Raw genomic sequence first — 19,775 nt, forward strand, 5'->3', positions numbered from 1 at the left:
GCCGCTATGTTGCGGCGGTCCTTTTCTTATGATAGAATGATACTAATTAGTTTTGTCTTTTTAGGTGAGGTATCCTTTCATGAGACGATATACATCGCTTCTGCTGACGTCTTTTTTGCTGCTGCTGATTGTGGTAACAGGTTCTGCTTATCTGGCAGGTGCCGGGCATGACAAAGAACGGCGTCCGATGCAGGAGTTTACTGTTTATACGACATTACCGGCTGAGCACGTATCAATCCTTACCGCTGCTTATGAAAAACAGCATGGGGTAAGGGTTAATTTTGTGCCGTTGTCATCGGATAATATCCTGAGCCGGTTAAAAGAGCAGGCCACTGGTGATAATAATGGGGCTTGTGCGATGGTATTAGCGGACCGGGAAACCCTTATGAAGGCTGCATCTGCCGGGGTACTGGTTCCGTATTTATCCCAGGCGGGCGATCAGGTGGCTTCAGATTTTCGGGAAGAGAATGGCTACTGGGTGGGCGTATGGTATGATCCCATTGTCTTTTGTGTCAATAAGGATTATCTGAAAACGCAGGCACAGATTCCGGATACTTGGATGGAATTAGCACAGAAAAAACATGTCCGCATTGGCGTGACGGATTTTTTAGCAGCAGATGCCTCCGCCAATTTGCTGATCAGTATGATCGCTCAATATGGAGATGCAGCTGCTTATGACATTTGGCGGCAGATTCATCCCAAGGTCGTGCAGTATGCGCGTTATTTGTCCAATCCAGTTCGTCAGGCTGGAATGGGAGAGGTTGACATCTCGATTGCGGTCGAGAGTGAGACCATCCGTTATATGCAGGACGGTTATCCGTTGCAGGTAGTATATCCTGCCGATGGAACAGCAGCTATGGTGACTGGCACGGCCATAGCATTTAAGGCTGGCGAGAAGGATGCTGTTGCCGCGAAAGAGTTTGCGGACTGGCTGTTGACGGATGATGCTCAACTAGCCTTACAGGAGCAGGGCTTCTATTTTGTGCCAACAAATCCGGGGACGCTTGCTTACAAGTCGTTTGCGGGGAAGAATATGATTCTCTTTAACCAGCCGGGGTTGTTCAGCACCGAACAAAAGCATGATTTCCTCGACCGCTGGGTGAAGGAGATTCGCTTCAAATGATCGGCTAAAACAGAGGATGCGGCCTGTGAATGCGGGCCGTATCCTCTGTGTCTTGTTTTGGGAAATAGAATATAGGAGGCAAAAAAATGAAAGCAGGTTTTATTAGTCTTGGTTGTTCCAAGAATTTGGTCGATACAGAGGTAATGTTGGGCGAGCTTACGGCCCACGGGATTGAGTTGACGTCCGACCCGGCTGAGGCGGATATTCTTATCGTCAATACGTGTGCGTTTATCCAGTCGGCAAAAGAGGAATCCATCACGACGGTTCTCAATATGGCAGATTATAAAGAAACCGGACGCTGCCGCAGTCTGATTGTGGCTGGCTGCCTCGGGCAGCGGTATAAGCAGGAGCTTCTGGATGAACTGCCGGAAGCTGATGCAATCTTAGGAACAGGCGCCTGGGGGCGCATCATGGAGGCCGTAGAGGAGACGCTTAAAGGACATCGTGTCGTCATTGCGGATGACGATGATACGCTTTACGATGAGAAGACACCGCGAATCACGACAACGCCTGATTACACGGCTTATGTCAAGATTGCGGAAGGCTGTGACAATCGTTGTGCGTTTTGTGCGATTCCACAGATTCGCGGCCATTACCGCAGCCGCCGGATTGAAGATATCTGCAAGGAGATTGAAGGTCTCACCGAAAAGGGTGTGCGGGAAGTCGTTCTGATTGCTCAGGACAGCACGATGTATGGAAAAGATATCTATGGAAAACCGTCTTTGGCAGAACTCCTGCGCAATGTAGTCAAGGTGCCAAAGCTCAAATGGGTTCGCACGCTTTATCTTTATCCGAAATTCTTTACGGATGAACTCATCGATGTATATGCCTCGGAACCGAAAATTTGCAAATATGTGGATTTACCGCTGCAGCATGCAGATAATGATTTGCTGCGGTCCATGCACCGTCCAGACACGCGTGAAGAAATGGTGGCTTTGTTGGATAAATTGCGCAAAAAGATTCCGGGCGTTACGATCCGGTCTACCTTTATTGTGGGATTCCCCGGTGAAACCGATGCGCAGTTCCAGACTTTGCGCAAGTTCTTAGAAGAGCAGCGTTTGGATAAGGTAGGGGTCTTTACTTATTCTCGTGAGGAAGATACTCCCGCCTACGACATGCCCAATCAGGTCCCGGAAGAAGTCATGCAGGAGCGCTATCATGACCTCATGAGTCTGCAGAGTAAGATTTCGGAAGAAGTCAATCAATCCTTTGAGGGAAAAGAGCTTGAGGTGCTGGTGGAGGGCCGTGATGAAGAACAGCCCAATATCTGCGTCGGACGTTCCTATCGCGAGGCTCCGGAAGTCGATGGACAGGTTTATGTGGAAAATGATGCGGACAGCAAGCCGGGGGATATCATCCGGGTCAAAGTCCTGCAGGGATTCACCTATGATGTGGTAGGAGAAAAGCTGCCGGAATAATGGGAGGCATGACCATGAAACCGATAGCGGAGATTGTAGGGAAATTACTAGTGGCTAAGCAGCAGACGATTGCCTGTGCAGAGTCCTGTACTGGTGGTTTGCTGACCAGTATGCTGACCGACGTGGCGGGAAGTTCGGCTTATGTCATGGGATCGGTGGTGTCGTATACCAATTCTATCAAGGAACGGCTTGTCGGGGTTAACCCGGCAACGATTGCAGCACATACCGAGATATCGGCAGAAACTGCTGGTGAAATGGCTGAAGGTATCCGCCAGCTGATTGGGACGGATCTGGGGGTTGGCATAACGGGACTGGCAGGACCAGGTGGTGGCACTAAAGTGCGGCCCGTGGGGTTAGTTTATATCGCTGTGACAGGCGACAAGGGAACAAAAGTCCGCGAAAATCGTTTTCAGGGAAACCGTGTGGAAATTAAACAGCAAAGTGCAGAGATGGCTCTGCAAATGATAGTAGAATATGTATCAGGAGGATCTTTTTGAAACAAGAATTAAAACAATTTGGTGAGATAAATCTTAGCCGTAAAATCCTGCAGGCAGTAGAGGCCATGGGGTTTGAGGAGCCGTCGCCGATTCAGGCACAGACGATTCCGTTGGCATTGGAAGGGCATGACGTCATTGGTCAGGCGCAGACTGGAACCGGTAAGACGGCCGCATTCGGCATTCCTACGGTGGAAAAGGTGATGGAAAAAAATCATCGTATTCAGGCTTTGGTATTGACGCCAACCCGCGAACTTGCGATTCAGACGGCCGAGGAACTGAATAAAATCGGTAAATTCAAACATGTTCGCACGTTGCCAATTTACGGCGGACAGTCCATTGATCGTCAGATTCGCGCTTTGAAGCGGGGCGTTCATATCATCGTGGGAACACCAGGACGATTGCTGGATCATTTGCACCGTGAGACAATCCGTTTGGCCGATGTTCAGACCTTGGTTTTGGATGAAGCCGATGAAATGCTGGACATGGGCTTTATCGAGGATATTGAAACGATTATCCGGAATTTGCCGGAAGAACGCCAGACGCTGCTGTTTTCCGCTACGATGCCGGGGCCTATTGAAAAGCTCTCACGTCGTTATATGAAAAATCCTCAGCAGGTGACGATTACCCGCGAAAATCTGACGGTTCCTTTGATCGATCAGATATATTATGAGACTCGTCAAAAATTTGACGGGCTTTGCCGGGTGCTTGATGTGGAAGAGACAGGCAAACTCATTATCTTCTGCCGCACGAAGCGCGCTGTCGATGATTTGGCAGCTTCCCTCGATGCACGGGGCTATTCGGCTGGTGGACTGCATGGTGACTTGTCGCAGATTCAGCGGGATCGTGTGATGAAGAAGTTCCGTGAAGGACGCATCGATGTGCTGATTGCTACTGATGTGGCAGCACGTGGTATTGACATCGATGATATTACCCATGTCATCAACTACGATATTCCGCAGGATCACGAGTCTTACGTTCATCGCATCGGACGTACGGGCCGTGCTGGCCGCACCGGTGTGGCGATGACGTTTATTGAACCCAAAGAGTATCGTCAGCTTCGCTTGATTATGAAGTTGGCCCATACGAAAATTCAGCGTCGTGAACTTCCTTCGGCTTCGGATATTCTCGAACGGCAGAAGGATTTGGTTCAGGAGCGTCTCATCAAAACCCTGCAGCAGAATCATTATGATGATTATCATACGATTATATCGGATGTGGCAGATGAAGGGTTTGATATGGTTGATATCGCTGCTGCCGCGTTGAAGCTTTCGCTGGAAGGTTTTAAAGAGGAAAGCCCGAAGGAAAAAGAAGGTTTCGGCGATACAGGCGGAGCTCCAGGCATGGTGCGCTTGTTCCTGAATATTGGGCGCAGCCAGAAGATTCGTCCTTCGGATATCGTGCGGGCCATTGCTGAGGAGGCCGATATTCCAGGAGATACCATTGGCGTTATCAATATCTACGATCGGTTTACTTTTGTCGAGGTACCAGAAAATGTAGCCGAGCGGGTCATGAATGTCATGCATCGCAATACGGTTAAAGGCTACAAAATAAATGTTGAACCAGCACGCAAGCGCTGATATTTCTAGGGGAAAGAGGGCATGATTCATGAATGGGAAAAAAGTCATGATGACGATTGGCTGTCTGGCAATGTCACTGCTGCTCGCAGGGGGAGTTCAGACTGCAGAAGCTAAGAAAGATAAAGCGTCCGTTGTTTCATCGACGGAAGCAGAGGGCGGATATCTTTATTCGAGCAAGGACTATGGCTATATGATAGTCTGCCCGAAAAAGCCCCATGTAATTCCAGTCAATCTTTTGATGGAAGGAAAAAAAGGCGAGGCTTTGATCTTTGATAACGATGGGTATCATATCCAAAATGCCTGGTTGGTGTTGACGGATGCCTTTGATAAAAAGAAAACGCCGGATTTCAATAAAATGAATGGGGCAGAAGCAAAAAAATATCTGGAAGACATCATGCAGAGTAATCCCTATGAGGGCGTTATGGTGGTGAATTTAAACCAGAACAATAAAGCCATCTACGCGCTGACGGCTAAGGAAGTAGAACTAGATACGGATGGGGATGGCAAGCCGGATGTAACGGCAAAAGCGGACACGCAGATGGCGGTTCTGTTCTTTCGAGGCAACAAAGGAGGTTGCTATTCCTTGCAGTTGATTGACAATCCGGAGCTTCGTGAAAGTGAGATTGTCAAATTCCAGAATGGTGCTATGACCTTCAAGGAAAAATAATCCTCAGAGCAAAAAGAGGCTGTGAAATATCGCAGTCTCTTTTTGGTTCATAAGGAGGATTTTGGCAGTAATTGCCGAATTAAATATTAGATAAAATGAATTTACGCAGCATTATGATATATTGGGGGCTAACCGGATGAACTACACAAAACAAACGAAGGCGGCACTGGTGATGGCGGTTATGGCAATGCTATCGTCAACCTGCTATGCAGGCGTTGATGCCAGTGCAGTGGACGCACAGCAGACAAAGGGGAATCAGGCTAACTTTCGTTGGGAAGCGGTAAATCAAGAAGCAAAAAAAATGACGGTGGAGAATCCGCAGGCAGAAGTGAAAACGGAAAAGTCCATTCCGATTATCATTACCGCTGCAGATATAGATGCGCAGAAGAAAAAACGCAGCCATTTTCAGCAGTCATCGGTAAGTTCTGAGGGAACGCAACCAGGAATTATCGATGCTTTGGGAAATAATGCTGGCGGTGGCAATGCGAATACTGGCAGCAATGGTGCAGATAGTCTGGGCGGCGTGGAACACGCTGCAGGAAATGGCGTGACGCCAGGCGGTTCGGGAGCAAATGATAGCGAAAGGTTAAAGGATTCGGGAAGCAGTGATGAGACATCGCTGAGAAATGGTACGCACTCAGTGGGAGAAAAGGGCGTAAAAGCTATCGATGACTCCGATACGGATTTGCGCATCTATCCGCTTGAGGGCAACGGAGCGGTCAGCAATTCTGGAGGTGTGTCGAGCAGAAATGTGGTCGCTTTGCCGGAGCCTGAGCCAGTTGCCGCGATGAAGCCGGTTAATGGTCAGTCGGCAGTTGTAGCAGCTGAGGGGCAAACCGTGCCGCTGCCGCCGGTTCAGCCGGTGGCAGGCGAGCCCGCAAACAGGACGGTTTTGTCGTCCGGAAGGGTAGTGGAACTGCCGCCAATTGAAAAAGTTGCACAGGCTCGTGCGGAGGTTTCGGAAAAAATAGTAGAGCTGCCACCAATCCATTCGGTGAAATAAAAAGTGGCGAGGATTATCGAAACGATTATCCTCGCCACTTTTTGGTTCGTTTGGGGTACAAAAAAACCGCTATCTGATGATAGCGGTTAAATCTCATATGGCAGGGGTAGCTGGACTCGAACCAACGCATGCGGGATTCAGAGACCCGTGCCTTACCAACTTGGCGATACCCCTGTAAGTATCAAGCAATTAATGCCGTCAACATTTATAAATTATATCGGGTAAATGAAGTATTGTCAATACCTAAATGGAAATTATTTTTCGATGGGGATAGCAAAAGAGGGGGTGGCATGAAGCCAGATTTCAAAAGTCCTGGGCCAGGGATAGCTGAGTTCAACGGTCAGGTCCTGCATCATCAGGGAAAAATCTCCGGCGGGTGAGGTGAATTTTACGGGAGTGCGGACCGATTTGGTCTGTTTGTAACTGGCGACATGCTGCTGCATGCTACTTTGGAGCATGCGATTGGCCCAGCGGTAATTATGTGCGAGGTCAAGGTCAGCTGTGTTGGTGTAGCCGGCTTTTTTCAAGTTTTGATTGACCAATTCAATGTCGTCCTTGAGATAAAAATAATCTTCAAGAATGCGTCCCTGGAGGAACGTGAGGTTTGCTGCAGTAAGGCCAATCATTTCCTGCCGGTCGTCGGTTTGCTGTCGGCAGGCTTCATAGATGCTTGCCTGGGCCAGAGCTGTTCCAATGGCATTGCTGGTGGTGTTCCAGCCTGCATAGGCGATGAGATTGTTCAAGGGATAATCGGCCTTTATGAGCAGGGGCAGGATGGTTTCGCCTGCCTCAAAATGTTTGCTGAGATCTACGATAGCGGTCGGGATATCGTCTTGTTGATGGGATTTTAGATGCTGTACGGCAGTTTTGCGGGCGGAGACATCGCCGGAGTCTTTGTCACAGGCTGAAACATAGAGGGTAAAGTCGGCATCTTCAGCAGTAGTGACCGCTTCGCCTCCGAGCAGGGCAATCTTTTCCTTGACGGTTTCATCGATGGATACTGCCATATAGGGCATGATGCGCTGAGCCATGTCTGGGGCAGCGTATTCGACAAAAACGCGTGGCTTGAATCCCGCACGGCGATTTTGGATGAGGGACAGCAGGGAGAGGGCGATTTCATCGGCGCCGTGTGTCAAAAATACTTTGTCTGTCGAAAGGTTCTGTTCCTGGATATCGTGCTGCAACTGTTTTTTTTCGATATTGGGAATGGTGTAGGGCTCGCCATCATCTTGCCCAAGAACAAGTTTGGTGAGGACGCCTTCTTTGGTGAGTTGGATGAGTTCCTCGTTGAGAAGGCGATTTTCTTCAAAATGCGATAAATAACGGGCAAGACTCTCTGCGGGGATAGATTCTTCCAGCTTTTGCAGTTCGGCGGTTGAAACGGGAAGCCCCTCAGCTTGGCGTCCCTTCAAGCGTGAATAGGCAAGCAGGTGGCGCCGTTCCCAATACCCGTCAATGGTGTCTTGGGGCGTTTGACGGGGAAGGATGCTGAAGGCATAGAGGGGAACTGTCGGATGTTCGTCATGGAGCTGCCGCAGAAAAGCAATCAGCTGCTGGCGTTCTTCCGGCGTTTTTTCTTTTTCCCGGGCGGTGAGCAGTCCTCCGTAGAGAAGTTGATCGATGGAGAGGATGACTGCCTGACTGGTTTCGATGTTGGCGGAAAGCCACTGCTTCATGCCCTCGGTGTCGCCGGGTTGGGAATAGTAGTCCTGTAATTCGGCGGGCGGTGGAGTAACGGACAAACCAGCAATGTGGCCGGCGTCAATTACAAATTGACGGCAGGGAGGCCTGCCGTCGAGAGGGACCAGCAGAATTTTGGCTGTTTCTTGCCGGATGGGGGAAACATTCGTTGCGGTTGGTGAAAAGCGGCCTAGATGCCAAAGACCTAACAGACAGAAAAAGGCTCCCATCAAAGTCAAATATTGATACGTTCGTTTCACGATATACTCCTGTGTAAATTCGTAGTAGATTCTTTGAATATTATACCATAGGGATAGTTCACTATTCGGAGAAAATATGGTAAAATGTATTTGTTTGCTGTAAGTTTGTCTTTGTCAAGGACGAACTAGACAGTACCCATAAGTACAGGATGGAGTGGAACCTATGAGAATCATCACAGGATCAGCCCGGGGCTGTCGGCTGAAAACGCCAAAAGGTTGGAATACGCGGCCTACTGCTGACCGGGTAAAGGAATCGCTTTTTAATATCCTGGGACAAAAAGTCATAGATCGAAAGGTGCTTGACATCTTTGCGGGAACTGGTAATTTAGGGCTGGAGGCCTTATCGCGTGGTGCTAAGGCGTGCGTGATGGTCGATCAGGCTACGGCGGATATCATGAAGGAGAATGTCCGGCTCACCCATATGCAGGAAAAGGCGGTGGTGCGGGGGGGCGATGTATTTGCCGAGCTCGGACGCCTGGCTGGAAGCCGGGAAGAGTTTGACTTAATCTTTTGCGATCCACCCTATCACATAGGCCTTTGGGAAAAAGCGCTGTTGACCATTGACCGGTCAAAGGGAATTATGGCGCGTAATGGAATTTTAGTCATCGAGCATGGCGCGGATGAAAATGAGATTCCAGAGCTTAGTGCCTTGAGTCAGGTCTTGAATCGCCGTTATGGACATACGACGCAGCTTAGTTTTTATCAGTGGCGCGAGTATGTCGAGGAGGTGGATTCATGAGACGAGCAGTATGCTCGGGCAGCTTTGACCCCGTGACCAATGGACATATCGATGTATTCGAGCGGGCAAGCACGATGTTTGATGAGTTGATTATCTGTGTGTTTCACAATGTGCAGAAACAGGGCTTTTTTCCAGTGGAGCAACGAGTGGAATTGTTGCGTCAGTCGGTCAGTCATTTGTCAAATGTCAAGGTCATGTCCTTTGAAGGCCTCATTACCGATTTTATGAAAGAACACGATGCCCGGATTATCGTACGCGGCATTCGTTCGATAAAAGATCTTGAGTATGAGGAAAATGAGGCGTATATGATTCGCCATATTGAACCTTCGATAGATACGATTTTTCTTTTGACTCGTCCGGATTACTCCTTTGTGAGTTCTTCGGGAGTCCGGGAGTTGTTCCGTTTCCATGGGAATATTCATGGATTGGTGCCAGAGTGTGTGGAACAGGCGATGATGAATTTAGCGAATAGAGAAAGGAAGTAAGCGGAATATGTCAGTACGCGATACCTTAGATAAATTAGAAAATATGGTAGTGGGAGCTTCGCATTTTCCTTTTACGGAAAAAACGCTGATTAATGATAATGAACTGATTCATTACGTCGACGAGCTCCGCAACGATCTTCCCAAGGAACTCAATCGTGCCGATGAAATCATGAAGAATCGGGATGAGATTATCCGCAATGCGGAAAAAGAAGCGGAGCAAATCAAAAAGGAAGCCAAAGAATATGCGAATCGGGTAACCGATGAGAATGAAATTGTTCTGCAGGCAAAAGAGAAAGCCAAGACGATTCTGCAGCAGACGCAGCAGCAGGAAAAAGAGATTATGGAGCGCACGCAGAAGAATGCCATGCAACTGCAGAGTGATGCCGATGCATACGCAAATCAGGTGTTTGATCAGTTGATTTCGCATGTGACTGGGACGTTCCAGGGAGTACAGCAGGCTGAGCAGGGATTGCAGCAGGCACTTAATGTGTTAAAGCAGGCAAAGGCGCAGATGAACCAACAGGCCGTTCGTCAGGCGCAGCAGGCCGCTGCCGTTGGCCGCGATAAAGAAGCCGAGTCGAATAAGACCGCAGATAAATAAATAGCGAAATCGAAAAAAGGCAGCTTCGCCAGTAGGGCGAGGCTGCCTTTTTTCGATTTCGCTATGGGTTAATGGGAAGAAAATAAATTCGCCTGCAGCTTTTTTAAAAGCTGTTCGAGCAGATTCCATTCACGTTGATTAAAGGCAGTATGAATGGAAAGTGTGAGATGCCCCGGAGTCTTGATGGGAGCGGGCAAGTTGGTAATCAATAGATCGTAATGAGCAGGAGGCGTAACGAATTTTAGATGGAATTCGTCGCGAAAGCGCGATATAATCTCCTGCTTTATTTTTTCCTCATAAATGGGACCATAATCGGTGAGTAGTGATAACGTCAAAAGAGGTTCGCTGGCGGCGAGATCGAAATACTGACTGCAAAGCAGAATATAATGAGGGAGCAGATAGCGGACGTCGGTGAAACAACGTCCACAGGGGTGAGGAGCTAACGCTTCGTATAATTTTTTCATACGGGAAGCAAAGGCTGGGTAGGTGGTTTGGTAGGTTTTTAGGAACGGATATCGCTCTAATAGGTCGGAGCTGCCGCTTAAAAGAGCGCCGTGAAAGTGGAGCCGGTGAAGCTTTTGACGAAAGCTGGGGGCCCCCATGCCGATCCAGTCGGAAAAATAGCGGGCGAAGACAGCCATGAAATGGTCGGTCGCAGTCAGAGGCAGACAGTCAAAGCCACGGGAATCGCGGGCGGCGGCAAAGAGACGCTGCTGCACGGACATGCCAAAGGGGAAAGCATAGAGCAGATAAAATACAAATTGACATTCGGCTTCAATCACTGGCAGATGAGAGCGCTGGAAGAACCGCTGGATCGCTGGCAGGCAGGCGGCATACGCTTCGTTGTCAAGTCCGAGTTCGGCAGGCAGCGGTGTGGTCAGATAGTGACGCAGGCTCATGCGCTGTGCGATTACTGCAAGCCAGTACGAAAAATGTTTGCGTTCACTGATCGTCATGGGGAAATCTAGCGCATTTAGAATGTCCTCGATGGTATTCATGATGCGTTGGCGTGGAATGGCGGGGAAAGGCCAGCCGTAGCCGCGATATATTTGCAAATAGAAGTTATTGAAAAAATAACGAAGTTGCATTTCTTCCCCGTTAAGCCGCATATTGGCGGCGTCTAAATTCAAAGAGAATGCCGTTATGGCCTCGCGCATAGGGGCAAGGGATCGGTAAAGGGATGCGGGACTTAGATAATTCGTTAGGCAAAAGGAGGTCGTAGTATCTACCGTCTCGAGGAAAATCGTGTGAAAGAATGAGTAGGTTAGTGACTCTTTAGCAAATTGTGCATAGACGGTATGAATATTTAGCCAGGGGCTGCGATGCAGACGGATTCCCAGTGCCGTACTGCGTTCAATCGTAATTTCGCCCTTGCTGCAACTTTTTAGATGGGTGGTGAGATTCTGCAGGTATTTGTGGATGGTTCGTTCCGATAGCTGTAGAGTTTGGGCTAATTCCTGACAGGAAAAGTAGCGGTCGGCAGAATCGAGCAGACTTAGCAGCGCATATTCTTTTTGGAGTGGTTTGTCTAAAATGGGAAGCAATGGGGAACCTTCTTTCTACGATAGGGATTTTCGCATTTTTTGCCGTAAATGGCGGTAAGTATTGATGCTTCGATTGATGATATTTGTGTTACGCTAAATGCGTCCTGAATCAGGACCCGTGTGTTATGGTTTATTGTACTTGAAATACGAGGATTTGGAAAGAGAGGTTTTTAACATGAGAATTTCCTTGCCGTATGACAAAGGGACAATGGATGCTGAAGTAGCAGATGAGAATTTGCTGGCAGTGCTAGAGTCTAAAGCAGCAGATTATAAGGCGGATAAGGGACAGGAAGAGCTGGTGGAAGAGTCGCTGGACAATCCCATTGGCTCGCCGCGTCTGGAGGAATTGGTTAAGGGAAAGAAAAACATCACCATTATCAGTTCCGACCATACGCGTCCGGTTCCTTCACGGATCACGATGCCTATCCTTTTACGCCGCATCCGTTCGGTGGAGCCAGAGGCAAATATCCGCATCTTGGTAGCTACGGGATTCCATCGCCCATCTACGCACGAAGAGCTGGTGGCGAAGTATGGCGAAGAGATTGTAAAAAATGAGAATATTGTCATGCATGTCTCAACCGATGATTCTTCGATGGTTCGGATTGGTACACTGCCCAGCGGTGGTGCATGTATTGTGAATCGCACGGCGGTAGATGCAGACCTTTTGATTGCCGAAGGCTTTATCGAATCGCACTTCTTTGCAGGATTTTCGGGCGGACGTAAATCTGTTTTGCCTGGGGTGGCCTCCTATAAGACAATTATGGCTAATCATTGTGGGGAATTCATTAATTCGCATCATGCTCGCACGGGCAACTTGCTGGATAATCCGATTCATCGCGATATGGTCTATGCGGCTCGAACGGCTGGGTTAACGTTCATCCTCAATGTGGTATTGAATGAAGAGAAAGAAATTATTGGTTCGTTTGCTGGTGAGCTTGAACGCGCTCATGAGAAGGGCTGCAGATTCGTGGCAGATCTGGCCCATGTTCCGCAGGTGCAGGCCGATATAACGGTATCGACGAATGGTGGTTATCCACTGGACCAGAATATTTACCAGGCCGTTAAAGGGATGACGGCAGCTGAAGCTGCGAATAAAGAAGGCGGTACAATTATAATGGTCGCTGGTTGTGCAGATGGGCATGGCGGCGAGGGATTCTACCACAATCTGGCGGATGCCAAGACGCCACAGGAATTCTTGGAAAAGGCAGTCAATACGCCGCGGTTGGAGACTATTCCCGATCAGTGGACTTCCCAGATTCTCGCACGTATTCTTTCCCATCATCGCGTGATTATGGTATCAGACTTGGTAGACCCTAAGCTGATTACCGATATGCATATGGAACTTGCCAAGAATTTTGACGAAGCGTTAGCGAAAGCGTATGAGTATGAAGGAAAGGATGCGAAGGTAGCGGTAATTCCTGATGGCTTGGCCGTTATCGTCGGTTGACAAGAGATAGGAGAAAATACATGGAACATCAATTATTAGCAGAATTCATGGGCACGGCCCTTATGATTATCTTTGGTATTGGCGTACATTGCGATGATACGCTGGTAAATACGAAATATAATGGAACCGGACATATTTTTGCCATTACGACCTGGTCTTTTGGCATTACAGTATCGCTTTACTTGTTTGGCGATGTTTGTATCAACCCTGCTATGGTAGTAGCACAAGCGGTACTAGGGAATATTTCCTGGGCAAAGGTTGTGCCGATTTCGTTGGCTGAGCTTGCTGGCGGATTCTTTGGTGCCGTCATCATGTGGTTTTGTTATGCCGATCATTTCAAGGCATCTGTGGGGAAAATCGATCCGGTGCGCATTCGTAATATTTTTTCAACGACGCCAGGGATTCGGAATTTGCCGCGTAATTTCTTCTGCGAGTTTTTTGCTACGTTCGTATTCATTGCCGGTATCCTGGGAATCCTCAATGCTTGCAAAGGACCGGCTGCTATGCTGGCACCGATTGCTATGCTGGCACCGATTGCTATTGGACTTTTAGTCTGGGCTATCGGCATGGGCATGGGCGGTACTACGGGATTTGCGATGAATCTTGCCCGTGATATGGGGCCGCGTTTGGCACATGCCGTTTTGCCGATTGAAAATAAGGCAGACAATGATTGGCAGTATGGCATTCTGGTACCGGGAATTGCGCCGTTCTTTGGTGCCGCTGCTGCTGCGATTTTTATGCGTGGGTTCTTCAATATTTGACTATGGTGGGGATGGTGAAATATCCCTTTATAATGACATAAAACATAGAAGCCTCCATAAGATTGATTCATCTACCTTATGGAGGCTTCTATGAATTTATTCACGCATTTTTTACCAATTACAGTTTGCAGAGGAGTAGTACCCAGTTCGTGTTCGAGGTAAGTCGCCGGCGGCGGGGGCCCCAGTACCAACGCTCCACCGGTGACAACCCGCTACAAGAAATTTTTGCCTTTTAATTAAGAGTTGGAAAACAGTTAAACGCGCTTCGCTTGGACGAAACTGCTTTTCCAACGAGAACGCAGGCAAAAATTTCTTGCTTCACGCGGAACGTCAAGGCTACGCTTATGGTACTGGGCCCCCGCCGCCTAGGTTAAAGCCGGCACGAATTGCTGCGCCCTCGGAGGGAGGAGCCCTGAGAAAATCGTCACAGACTCAGCCGCCGCTAGGGGCAGTGCCATAAACGAAGCGTTTGATGTTTTCCGTGAAGAACGAAATTTTTATCCTCACCGTTCGTCGAAAAATTGCTACCGTTCAAGCGAAGCGCGTTTTGCAACTTTTTCGATGCTTAATTTAAGATAAAAATTTCGTTTAGGAAAACATCTCCCGCGTAGTGTTGGCACTGCCCCTAGCGGTGGCGAAGAGCTGCTTCGAATAAGGTTCCACTAACCGATAAACTGTAATTTTACAGCCTCTTTTTGTATAGTTAGTGTTCAGATAAAGGGGAACTGGATGTATAAGCAGTTGGTGCGTTGCACTTCGGGAGAAATAATGCATGGGAAGGAAGCTTGTTTTAGTTATAGAGGAGTTTTCTGGTTTAACGCGAATTTATGTAATGCGAGATTGGTGCGAAATGAGGGGTATGAATGACACATGACGATATCGTTGATTTATTGCAGTCCTATAAATCAGGAGAATTGTCTGAGGCAGAGGCCGTAAAAAAAATCATAGATAAGCCGTTTGAGGATATGCGTTTTGCGGAAGTTGACTACCATCGTGAATTACGCCAGGGAATGCCCGAGGTAATTTACGCTGCGGGAAAAACGCCAGAGCAAGTGCGCGATATTTTTTATTCGCTTTATAACCACAGTGAGGGAAATCTTTTGGCAACACGTGCGACAGAAGAGCATTATGCCAAAGTGCTGGAAAAAGTGCCAGAAGCCGTATACGATGAAATGGCACGCCTCATTTATTTGGATCGCGATCAGCGGCTGAATCGTGACGACAAACATAAGATATTAGTCATTACCGCTGGAACCAGTGATATTCCCGTAGCGGAGGAGGCCCGTCTAACGGCTTATTTATTTGGCAATCAGGTAGAGACTTGTTATGATTGTGGTGTGGCGGGGATTCATCGCTTGTTTGCTCATTTACCCGAGATCAAAGAGGCCAATGTCATAATCGTAATTGCTGGCATGGAAGGGGCACTGGCAAGCGTGGTAGGTGGGCTTACGGATAAGCCGGTAATAGCGGTTCCGACGAGTGTTGGCTATGGGGCCTCTTTCCATGGGGTAGCGGCTTTGCTATCGATGCTAAACAGCTGTGCGATGGGGGTTTCTGTGGTAAATATCGACAATGGGTTTGGTGCGGGAGCACTAGCGAATAAAATAAATAAATTGAGGTGAAAAAATGCGAGCGATATATTTGGATTGTTTTGCCGGAATTAGTGGCAATATGTTTCTGGGGGCGATGATACAGGCTGGAGTTCCAACGGCTTTTTTGGAAAAGGAATTGGCCAAGCTCTCCATGCATGAGGAATTTTCGGTAGAGATTACTGACACGCTAAGAAATGGGATTCATGCGGTGTATGTCGATGTGAAACTAGGTCAAAACCATGGAAATCATCATCATCATGAGGATCATCATCACGCACATGTCCATCGGACCATGCGTGATATACGCGCCATACTAGAGCAATCGCCTTTGCGGACCCCGGTTAAGCAGCAAGCTTTAGCAATCTTTATGGAAATTGCCAAAGCCGAAGGCAAAGTACATGGAAAACCGGCAGAAGAAGTGTCGTTTCATGAAGTGGGGGCGGTAGACTCCATTGTCGATATTGTCGGTGCGGCAATATGCTTGGATTATTTAGAGATTGAAAGAGTTTTTGTATCTACACTTACCACGGGCAGCGGCTTTGTGGAATGTGCGCATGGACGTATGCCCGTCCCGGCACCAGCAGTCGCAGAACTTTTGATGGGGTGGAGAACCGAACGTGGTACAGAAACCAAAGAGCTGGTAACGCCGACGGGAGCTGGAATTGTAGCAGCGCTGGGGACGTATAGCGCGGACTTGCCTCAGGGATTTACCGCAGAGTGCATTGGCTATGGAGCAGGGAGTCATGAACTTGCCATTCCCAATGTATTGCGGGTATATCTGGGAGAATATCTGGGAAGTGGCAGCAGCAAGCTGTCAATTATTGAAGCGAATATCGATGACATGAATCCGCAGATCTATGGCTATCTTTATGATCGCTTGTTAGCGGCCGGAGCATTGGATGTTTGGACTACCAATATATATATGAAGAAAAACCGCCCGGCTCAAAAGTTATCGGTTCTAGTCGATGAACAGTGTCAGGAGAATTGTGTGGATGTTGTATTCCAGGAAACCACCAGCATTGGCTTGCGGATAATGGCTGTGGATGCGCGCAAGGAGTCTTCCCGTCATTTGGCCAAGGTAGATACCCGCTATGGGGTCGTAAATTGTAAAGTCAGTGCCTGGAAGGGAAAACTGACGCATGTTTCGGCGGAATATGAGGATTGCCGAAAGTTGGCGGAAGAAACTGGAGTACCGCTTAAAGTTATTCAACAGGAAGCACTCAAGATGGTCAATGAACGGTTGGGAGATTGAAGGGAATCGGTCGGCCGGCTGACTTAGTTGACAAAGCATTTGCCTCCCGATACAATCAAGGTAGCAATAGTTTGATCGTATTGGGAGGTTTTATTTATGAAGATTGCAATGGCAAATGACCACGCAGGAACAAAACTCAAAGAAGAAATCAAAGCATATTTGGAAAGCGAAGGACATGAGGTCAAAGACTTTGGTGCCTATGATGAGGAATCCTGTGATTTGTCTGATTTCGTATATCCGGCAGCTATGGCGGTGGCGAAAGGAGAATGCGACCGGGGCATTTTTGTCGATGGCGTTGGTTATGGCAGTGCGATGATTGCCAATAAATTAAATGGCATCTACGCGGTAGTTTGCCAGGACCCGTTCTGCGCACAGCTTGCTCGTCAACACAATGACAGCAATGTCTTGTGCTTGGGCGGCAAAATCATCGGCGGTGCGATTGCCATGGAGACGGTAAAGACCTGGATGCATACGGATCCATTAACGGCGGAGAAATATGTTCGCCGTGTTCAGAAGGTTAAAGAAATCAACGATAAGCACTGTGTTCCGGTAAAATAAGACGTGTGCTCTGAGGGGCCAGTCAAGGAGAATTTCTTGACAAACGATAGGCCGGTCGCTATAATGGATTGAGGTTGATGCTGAATGATGAATGTTAATATTGCTGAATTAAATACTGACTTAGGCAGGGAACTACCCTTTTCCTTTACGACGACTGCGGAAGAACTAGATGCCATAAGTGAGGATTATGCGTTCGACGGGCCGATTGAGGTCACGGGGACGGTGGTCTATACAGGCACTTGTTGGCGGGTGTCGGGAAAAATCAAGGTAGTAAAAACTTTTGTCTGTGGTCGGTGCCTGACGGATTGCCGGGAAGATCAGTCGTATGATTTTTCAGAGGATTACAGTCGGGAAGCAGCGGAAACAGAAGACTTAGTCAATGTGTTTGAGGGAGATATGCTGGATATCCAGGATATGATCCGGGATACCCTGCTTGCGGCCCAGCCGCTCAGTAATATCTGCAAGCCCGACTGTAAAGGGCTTTGTCCAGTGTGTGGACATAATCTGAATGAAGGCGATTGCGGTTGCGATCGTTTGGTTATAGATCCGCGCATGGCAGCATTACAGCAATTATTGAAAAAAGACTAAGTTCCCCATAGGAACACAAAGACTTAAGGAGGTGTATCCGACATGGCAGTACCAAAGCGTAAAACTTCCAAAGCTCGCCGCGATCAGCGTCGTGCTAACTGGAAATTGGAGGCTCCGGGTTTTGTTTCTTGCCCGCAGTGCCACGAGCCGAAGATGCCTCATCATGTATGCCCGGAATGTGGCTATTATGATGGCAAAGAGGTTGTCAAGGCAGCAGAATAATTAGAAGCTGTATAAGCAGGACGGAGTTGTCCTGCTTATTTTATTTCTCAGGTACTTGCATTTTTAGGACATACCATTTATAATAGACCATTATATGAGATTGTAGTAGTAGGTACTAAAAACGCAAGGGGGTGTTTGGATGGCACGGGTCAAAAAAAAGGAGCGTCAACGGCTGCTCTTGGAACAGGTCAAGACGAAACCTTTTTTGACAGATGAAGAATTGGCAAAATATCTGGAAGTCAGTGTGCAGACGATTCGGCTGGACCGCCTGGAGCTCGGCATACCGGAATTGCGGGGACGCATACGGAATATGGCGGAAAAGGCGCAGAATAAAGTGAAATCCATTCAAAGCGGTGAGGTCGTCGGTGAGCTTATCGATTTGGAACTCGGTCATTCAGGTATTTCCCTGTTGCGGGTAACCGATGATATGGTGTTTGCCAAAACACAGATTGCCAAAGGGCATTATATGTTTTCTCAGGCAAATTCCTTAGCGTTAGCTGTAATTGATGCACCGATGGCCGTTACAGGTGTCGCTAATGTAAAATACAAGGTACCAGTTCATGTCGGGGAAAAATTGATTGCTAAGGCGGAAATCGTAAAAGTTCGCGGCAATAAGTATTTTGTGTGGGTAAAGACCCATAATGAAACCCAGGAAGTTTTCCGCGCGAAATTCATCATGGTTTCGTGGGGAGAGAAGTAAGGGGGATAAGGACTCTTGAAAATTGCAGTTGACGCCATGGGCGGCGATTTTGCACCGGAGCAGATTGTGTTCGGCGCCGTTCGTGCGGCGAAAAAATATCATTGTGATATTGTACTAGTGGGGGATGAACCGAAAATCCGGGAGGTGCTCAAACATGAAAATGGTTGGGAGAACTTGGGCATTACGATTCATCACACAACGGAAGTTATTGAGATGGATGAGCATCCTGCTGAGGCAGTTCGCAGCAAAAAGGATTCTTCCCTGGTCGTGGCGACTCGCCTGGTAAAAGATGGCGCGTGTGATGCTGTTTTATCGGCAGGCAGCACTGGTGCAGCAGTGACAGCTGCACAGTTGATTTTGAAACGAATTCGTGGCATTGGACGTCCGACGATTGCCACGCCGATTCCGACGCCGAAAGGAGCAACGCTTCTACTGGATTCTGGAGCCAATGTTGATTCCAAACCCATCCATTTGGTACAGAGCGGAATGATGGGGGCAATCTATGCGGAATACGTATTTGGAACGAAAAATCCGAAGGTAGGATTGCTCAACATCGGAGAAGAAGAGACTAAGGGAAATGAACAGGCGAAGGAAACGTATGCCCTGTTAAAAGAAATGCATACGATTAACTTTGGCGGCAATGCAGAAGGCCGTGATATCCCGAAGGGAAACTTTGATGTTGTAATTTGTGATGGATTTGTTGGCAATGTTGTGCTAAAATTTGCAGAGGGACTGGCAAAGACCATCATGAAGCTTATAAAAGAAGCCATCAAAGATGGAGGCGTTTTGGCGAAATTAGGCGCGCTTATGCTTATGCCAACGCTGAAGAAGCTGGGGAAACGTTTGGATGCGTCAGAATATGGTGGTGCACCACTTTTGGGAGTTAATGGAGTATGCATCATCAGCCATGGCTCGTCAAATGCTAAGTCAATCTGCAGTGCAATCGGAGTCGCGAACGATTATGTGAACGGCAACGTCCTGGAACATATTCGGGATGCACTGACTCAAGAAGAGGTACTGGCAGACGAGGGTGAGAAAAAATAACGCCTGAGGAGGACTAA

The 19,775-nt window shown here is 48.1% G+C and carries 20 protein-coding genes and 1 tRNA gene; 18 read left to right on the forward strand and 3 right to left on the reverse strand.

Annotated features, from left to right (window positions below; translation table 11 throughout):
• Positions 1-79: 79 nt before the first annotated feature.
• From T504_RS0106980 to T504_RS0107005, 6 genes are all read left to right on the forward strand, one after another.
• Positions 80-1,123, forward strand: a complete 1,044-nt coding sequence (locus tag T504_RS0106980; protein ID WP_033170353.1) for an ABC transporter substrate-binding protein — start codon at positions 80-82, stop codon at positions 1,121-1,123.
• Positions 1,124-1,209: 86 nt separating this feature from the next.
• A complete protein-coding gene (gene rimO, locus T504_RS0106985; protein ID WP_033170354.1) occupies positions 1,210-2,541 on the forward strand; it encodes a 30S ribosomal protein S12 methylthiotransferase RimO in 1,332 nt (443 codons plus the stop codon).
• An 8-nt stretch (positions 2,542-2,549) separates the two neighbouring features.
• On the forward strand, positions 2,550-3,038 hold the full coding sequence (locus T504_RS0106990; protein WP_033170405.1) for a CinA family protein: 489 nt from the start codon (positions 2,550-2,552) through the stop codon (positions 3,036-3,038).
• On the forward strand, positions 3,035-4,615 hold the full coding sequence (locus tag T504_RS0106995) for a DEAD/DEAH box helicase (RefSeq protein WP_033170355.1): 1,581 nt from the start codon (positions 3,035-3,037) through the stop codon (positions 4,613-4,615). Before T504_RS0106990 ends, T504_RS0106995 begins: the two co-directional genes overlap by 4 nt.
• Positions 4,616-4,643: 28 nt before the next feature.
• Positions 4,644-5,282: a hypothetical protein gene (locus tag T504_RS0107000; RefSeq protein ID WP_072022715.1), complete on the forward strand. Its 639-nt coding sequence runs from the start codon at positions 4,644-4,646 to the stop codon at positions 5,280-5,282.
• A 136-nt stretch (positions 5,283-5,418) separates the two neighbouring features.
• Positions 5,419-6,285 (forward strand): hypothetical protein, encoded by an 867-nt coding sequence (locus T504_RS0107005; RefSeq protein WP_033170356.1) that lies wholly within the window; start codon positions 5,419-5,421, stop codon positions 6,283-6,285.
• A 98-nt stretch (positions 6,286-6,383) separates the two neighbouring features.
• Here T504_RS0107005 and T504_RS0107010 read toward each other — a convergent pair.
• Positions 6,384-6,459 (reverse strand) — tRNA-Gln (locus T504_RS0107010).
• 80 nt (positions 6,460-6,539) lie between these two features.
• Entirely contained in the window at positions 6,540-8,225 is a 1,686-nt protein-coding gene (locus tag T504_RS0107015; RefSeq protein WP_033170357.1) for a DUF4127 family protein, read from the reverse strand.
• A gap of 163 nt (positions 8,226-8,388) precedes the next feature.
• Here T504_RS0107015 and rsmD point away from each other — a divergent pair, with 163 nt between their 5' ends.
• From rsmD to T504_RS0107030, 3 genes are read left to right on the forward strand one after another with little or no spacing between them, the layout of a single operon-like run.
• Complete coding sequence (gene rsmD / locus T504_RS0107020; RefSeq protein ID WP_033170358.1) at positions 8,389-8,964, forward strand: 16S rRNA (guanine(966)-N(2))-methyltransferase RsmD; 576 nt, start codon at positions 8,389-8,391, stop codon at positions 8,962-8,964.
• Positions 8,961-9,449, forward strand: a complete 489-nt coding sequence (gene coaD, locus T504_RS0107025; protein ID WP_033170359.1) for a pantetheine-phosphate adenylyltransferase — start codon at positions 8,961-8,963, stop codon at positions 9,447-9,449. The genes rsmD and coaD overlap by 4 nt, the downstream gene beginning before the upstream one ends.
• A gap of 7 nt (positions 9,450-9,456) precedes the next feature.
• Positions 9,457-10,050: an ATPase gene (locus T504_RS0107030; protein ID WP_033170360.1), complete on the forward strand. Its 594-nt coding sequence runs from the start codon at positions 9,457-9,459 to the stop codon at positions 10,048-10,050.
• 68 nt (positions 10,051-10,118) lie between these two features.
• On the opposite strand, the gene T504_RS0107035 is transcribed toward T504_RS0107030, so the two are convergent.
• On the reverse strand, positions 10,119-11,594 hold the full coding sequence (locus tag T504_RS0107035; RefSeq protein WP_033170361.1) for a helix-turn-helix domain-containing protein: 1,476 nt from the start codon (positions 11,592-11,594) through the stop codon (positions 10,119-10,121).
• 175 nt (positions 11,595-11,769) lie between these two features.
• Between T504_RS0107035 and larA the strand changes: the two genes are divergently transcribed.
• The 9 genes from larA (at position 11,770) to plsX (ending at position 19,758) form a co-directional block, all read left to right on the forward strand.
• A complete protein-coding gene (gene larA, locus T504_RS0107040; protein ID WP_033170362.1) occupies positions 11,770-13,041 on the forward strand; it encodes a nickel-dependent lactate racemase in 1,272 nt (423 codons plus the stop codon).
• A gap of 20 nt (positions 13,042-13,061) precedes the next feature.
• On the forward strand, positions 13,062-13,802 hold the full coding sequence (gene larD, locus T504_RS0107045; RefSeq protein ID WP_033170363.1) for a D/L-lactic acid transporter LarD: 741 nt from the start codon (positions 13,062-13,064) through the stop codon (positions 13,800-13,802).
• An 863-nt stretch (positions 13,803-14,665) separates the two neighbouring features.
• Positions 14,666-15,424 carry a nickel pincer cofactor biosynthesis protein LarB gene (gene larB, locus T504_RS0107050; RefSeq protein WP_033170364.1) on the forward strand — a complete coding sequence of 253 codons (759 nt, stop codon included), beginning with the start codon at positions 14,666-14,668 and terminating at the stop codon, positions 15,422-15,424.
• Between the two features lie 4 nt (positions 15,425-15,428).
• Positions 15,429-16,646: a nickel pincer cofactor biosynthesis protein LarC gene (gene larC / locus T504_RS0107055; RefSeq protein WP_033170365.1), complete on the forward strand. Its 1,218-nt coding sequence runs from the start codon at positions 15,429-15,431 to the stop codon at positions 16,644-16,646.
• Positions 16,647-16,742: 96 nt separating this feature from the next.
• The gene (locus T504_RS0107060; RefSeq protein WP_033170366.1) at positions 16,743-17,204 is read left to right on the forward strand and encodes an RpiB/LacA/LacB family sugar-phosphate isomerase; all 462 of its coding nucleotides are present in this window, start codon (positions 16,743-16,745) and stop codon (positions 17,202-17,204) included.
• A gap of 84 nt (positions 17,205-17,288) precedes the next feature.
• Positions 17,289-17,792: a YceD family protein gene (locus T504_RS0107065; RefSeq protein WP_033170367.1), complete on the forward strand. Its 504-nt coding sequence runs from the start codon at positions 17,289-17,291 to the stop codon at positions 17,790-17,792.
• Between the two features lie 42 nt (positions 17,793-17,834).
• On the forward strand, positions 17,835-18,014 hold the full coding sequence (rpmF, locus tag T504_RS0107070; protein WP_033170368.1) for a 50S ribosomal protein L32: 180 nt from the start codon (positions 17,835-17,837) through the stop codon (positions 18,012-18,014).
• 139 nt (positions 18,015-18,153) lie between these two features.
• Entirely contained in the window at positions 18,154-18,714 is a 561-nt protein-coding gene (gene fapR, locus T504_RS0107075; protein ID WP_033170369.1) for a transcription factor FapR, read from the forward strand.
• A 15-nt stretch (positions 18,715-18,729) separates the two neighbouring features.
• The gene (gene plsX / locus T504_RS0107080) at positions 18,730-19,758 is read left to right on the forward strand and encodes a phosphate acyltransferase PlsX (protein ID WP_033170370.1); all 1,029 of its coding nucleotides are present in this window, start codon (positions 18,730-18,732) and stop codon (positions 19,756-19,758) included.
• Positions 19,759-19,775 lie beyond the last annotated feature (17 nt).

It is taken from the genome of Selenomonas sp. ND2010, assembly GCF_000702005.1.
GTDB lineage: Bacteria > Bacillota > Negativicutes > Selenomonadales > Selenomonadaceae > Selenomonas_A.

Excerpts from the sequence above, each read along its gene's own strand:
- T504_RS0106980 (WP_033170353.1), top strand. The coding sequence starts at position 80 with ATGAGACGATATACATCGCTTCTGCTGACGTCTTTTTTGCTGCTGCTG.
- rimO (WP_033170354.1), top strand. The coding sequence starts at position 1,210 with ATGAAAGCAGGTTTTATTAGTCTTGGTTGTTCCAAGAATTTGGTCGAT.
- T504_RS0106990 (WP_033170405.1), top strand. The coding sequence starts at position 2,550 with ATGACCATGAAACCGATAGCGGAGATTGTAGGGAAATTACTAGTGGCT.
- T504_RS0107000 (WP_072022715.1), top strand. The coding sequence starts at position 4,644 with ATGAATGGGAAAAAAGTCATGATGACGATTGGCTGTCTGGCAATGTCA.
- T504_RS0107005 (WP_033170356.1), top strand. The coding sequence starts at position 5,419 with ATGAACTACACAAAACAAACGAAGGCGGCACTGGTGATGGCGGTTATG.
- rsmD (WP_033170358.1), top strand. The coding sequence starts at position 8,389 with ATGAGAATCATCACAGGATCAGCCCGGGGCTGTCGGCTGAAAACGCCA.
- coaD (WP_033170359.1), top strand. The coding sequence starts at position 8,961 with ATGAGACGAGCAGTATGCTCGGGCAGCTTTGACCCCGTGACCAATGGA.
- T504_RS0107030 (WP_033170360.1), top strand. The coding sequence starts at position 9,457 with ATGTCAGTACGCGATACCTTAGATAAATTAGAAAATATGGTAGTGGGA.
- larA (WP_033170362.1), top strand. The coding sequence starts at position 11,770 with ATGAGAATTTCCTTGCCGTATGACAAAGGGACAATGGATGCTGAAGTA.
- larD (WP_033170363.1), top strand. The coding sequence starts at position 13,062 with ATGGAACATCAATTATTAGCAGAATTCATGGGCACGGCCCTTATGATT.
- larB (WP_033170364.1), top strand. The coding sequence starts at position 14,666 with ATGACACATGACGATATCGTTGATTTATTGCAGTCCTATAAATCAGGA.
- larC (WP_033170365.1), top strand. The coding sequence starts at position 15,429 with ATGCGAGCGATATATTTGGATTGTTTTGCCGGAATTAGTGGCAATATG.
- T504_RS0107060 (WP_033170366.1), top strand. The coding sequence starts at position 16,743 with ATGAAGATTGCAATGGCAAATGACCACGCAGGAACAAAACTCAAAGAA.
- T504_RS0107065 (WP_033170367.1), top strand. The coding sequence starts at position 17,289 with ATGATGAATGTTAATATTGCTGAATTAAATACTGACTTAGGCAGGGAA.
- rpmF (WP_033170368.1), top strand. The coding sequence starts at position 17,835 with ATGGCAGTACCAAAGCGTAAAACTTCCAAAGCTCGCCGCGATCAGCGT.
- fapR (WP_033170369.1), top strand. The coding sequence starts at position 18,154 with ATGGCACGGGTCAAAAAAAAGGAGCGTCAACGGCTGCTCTTGGAACAG.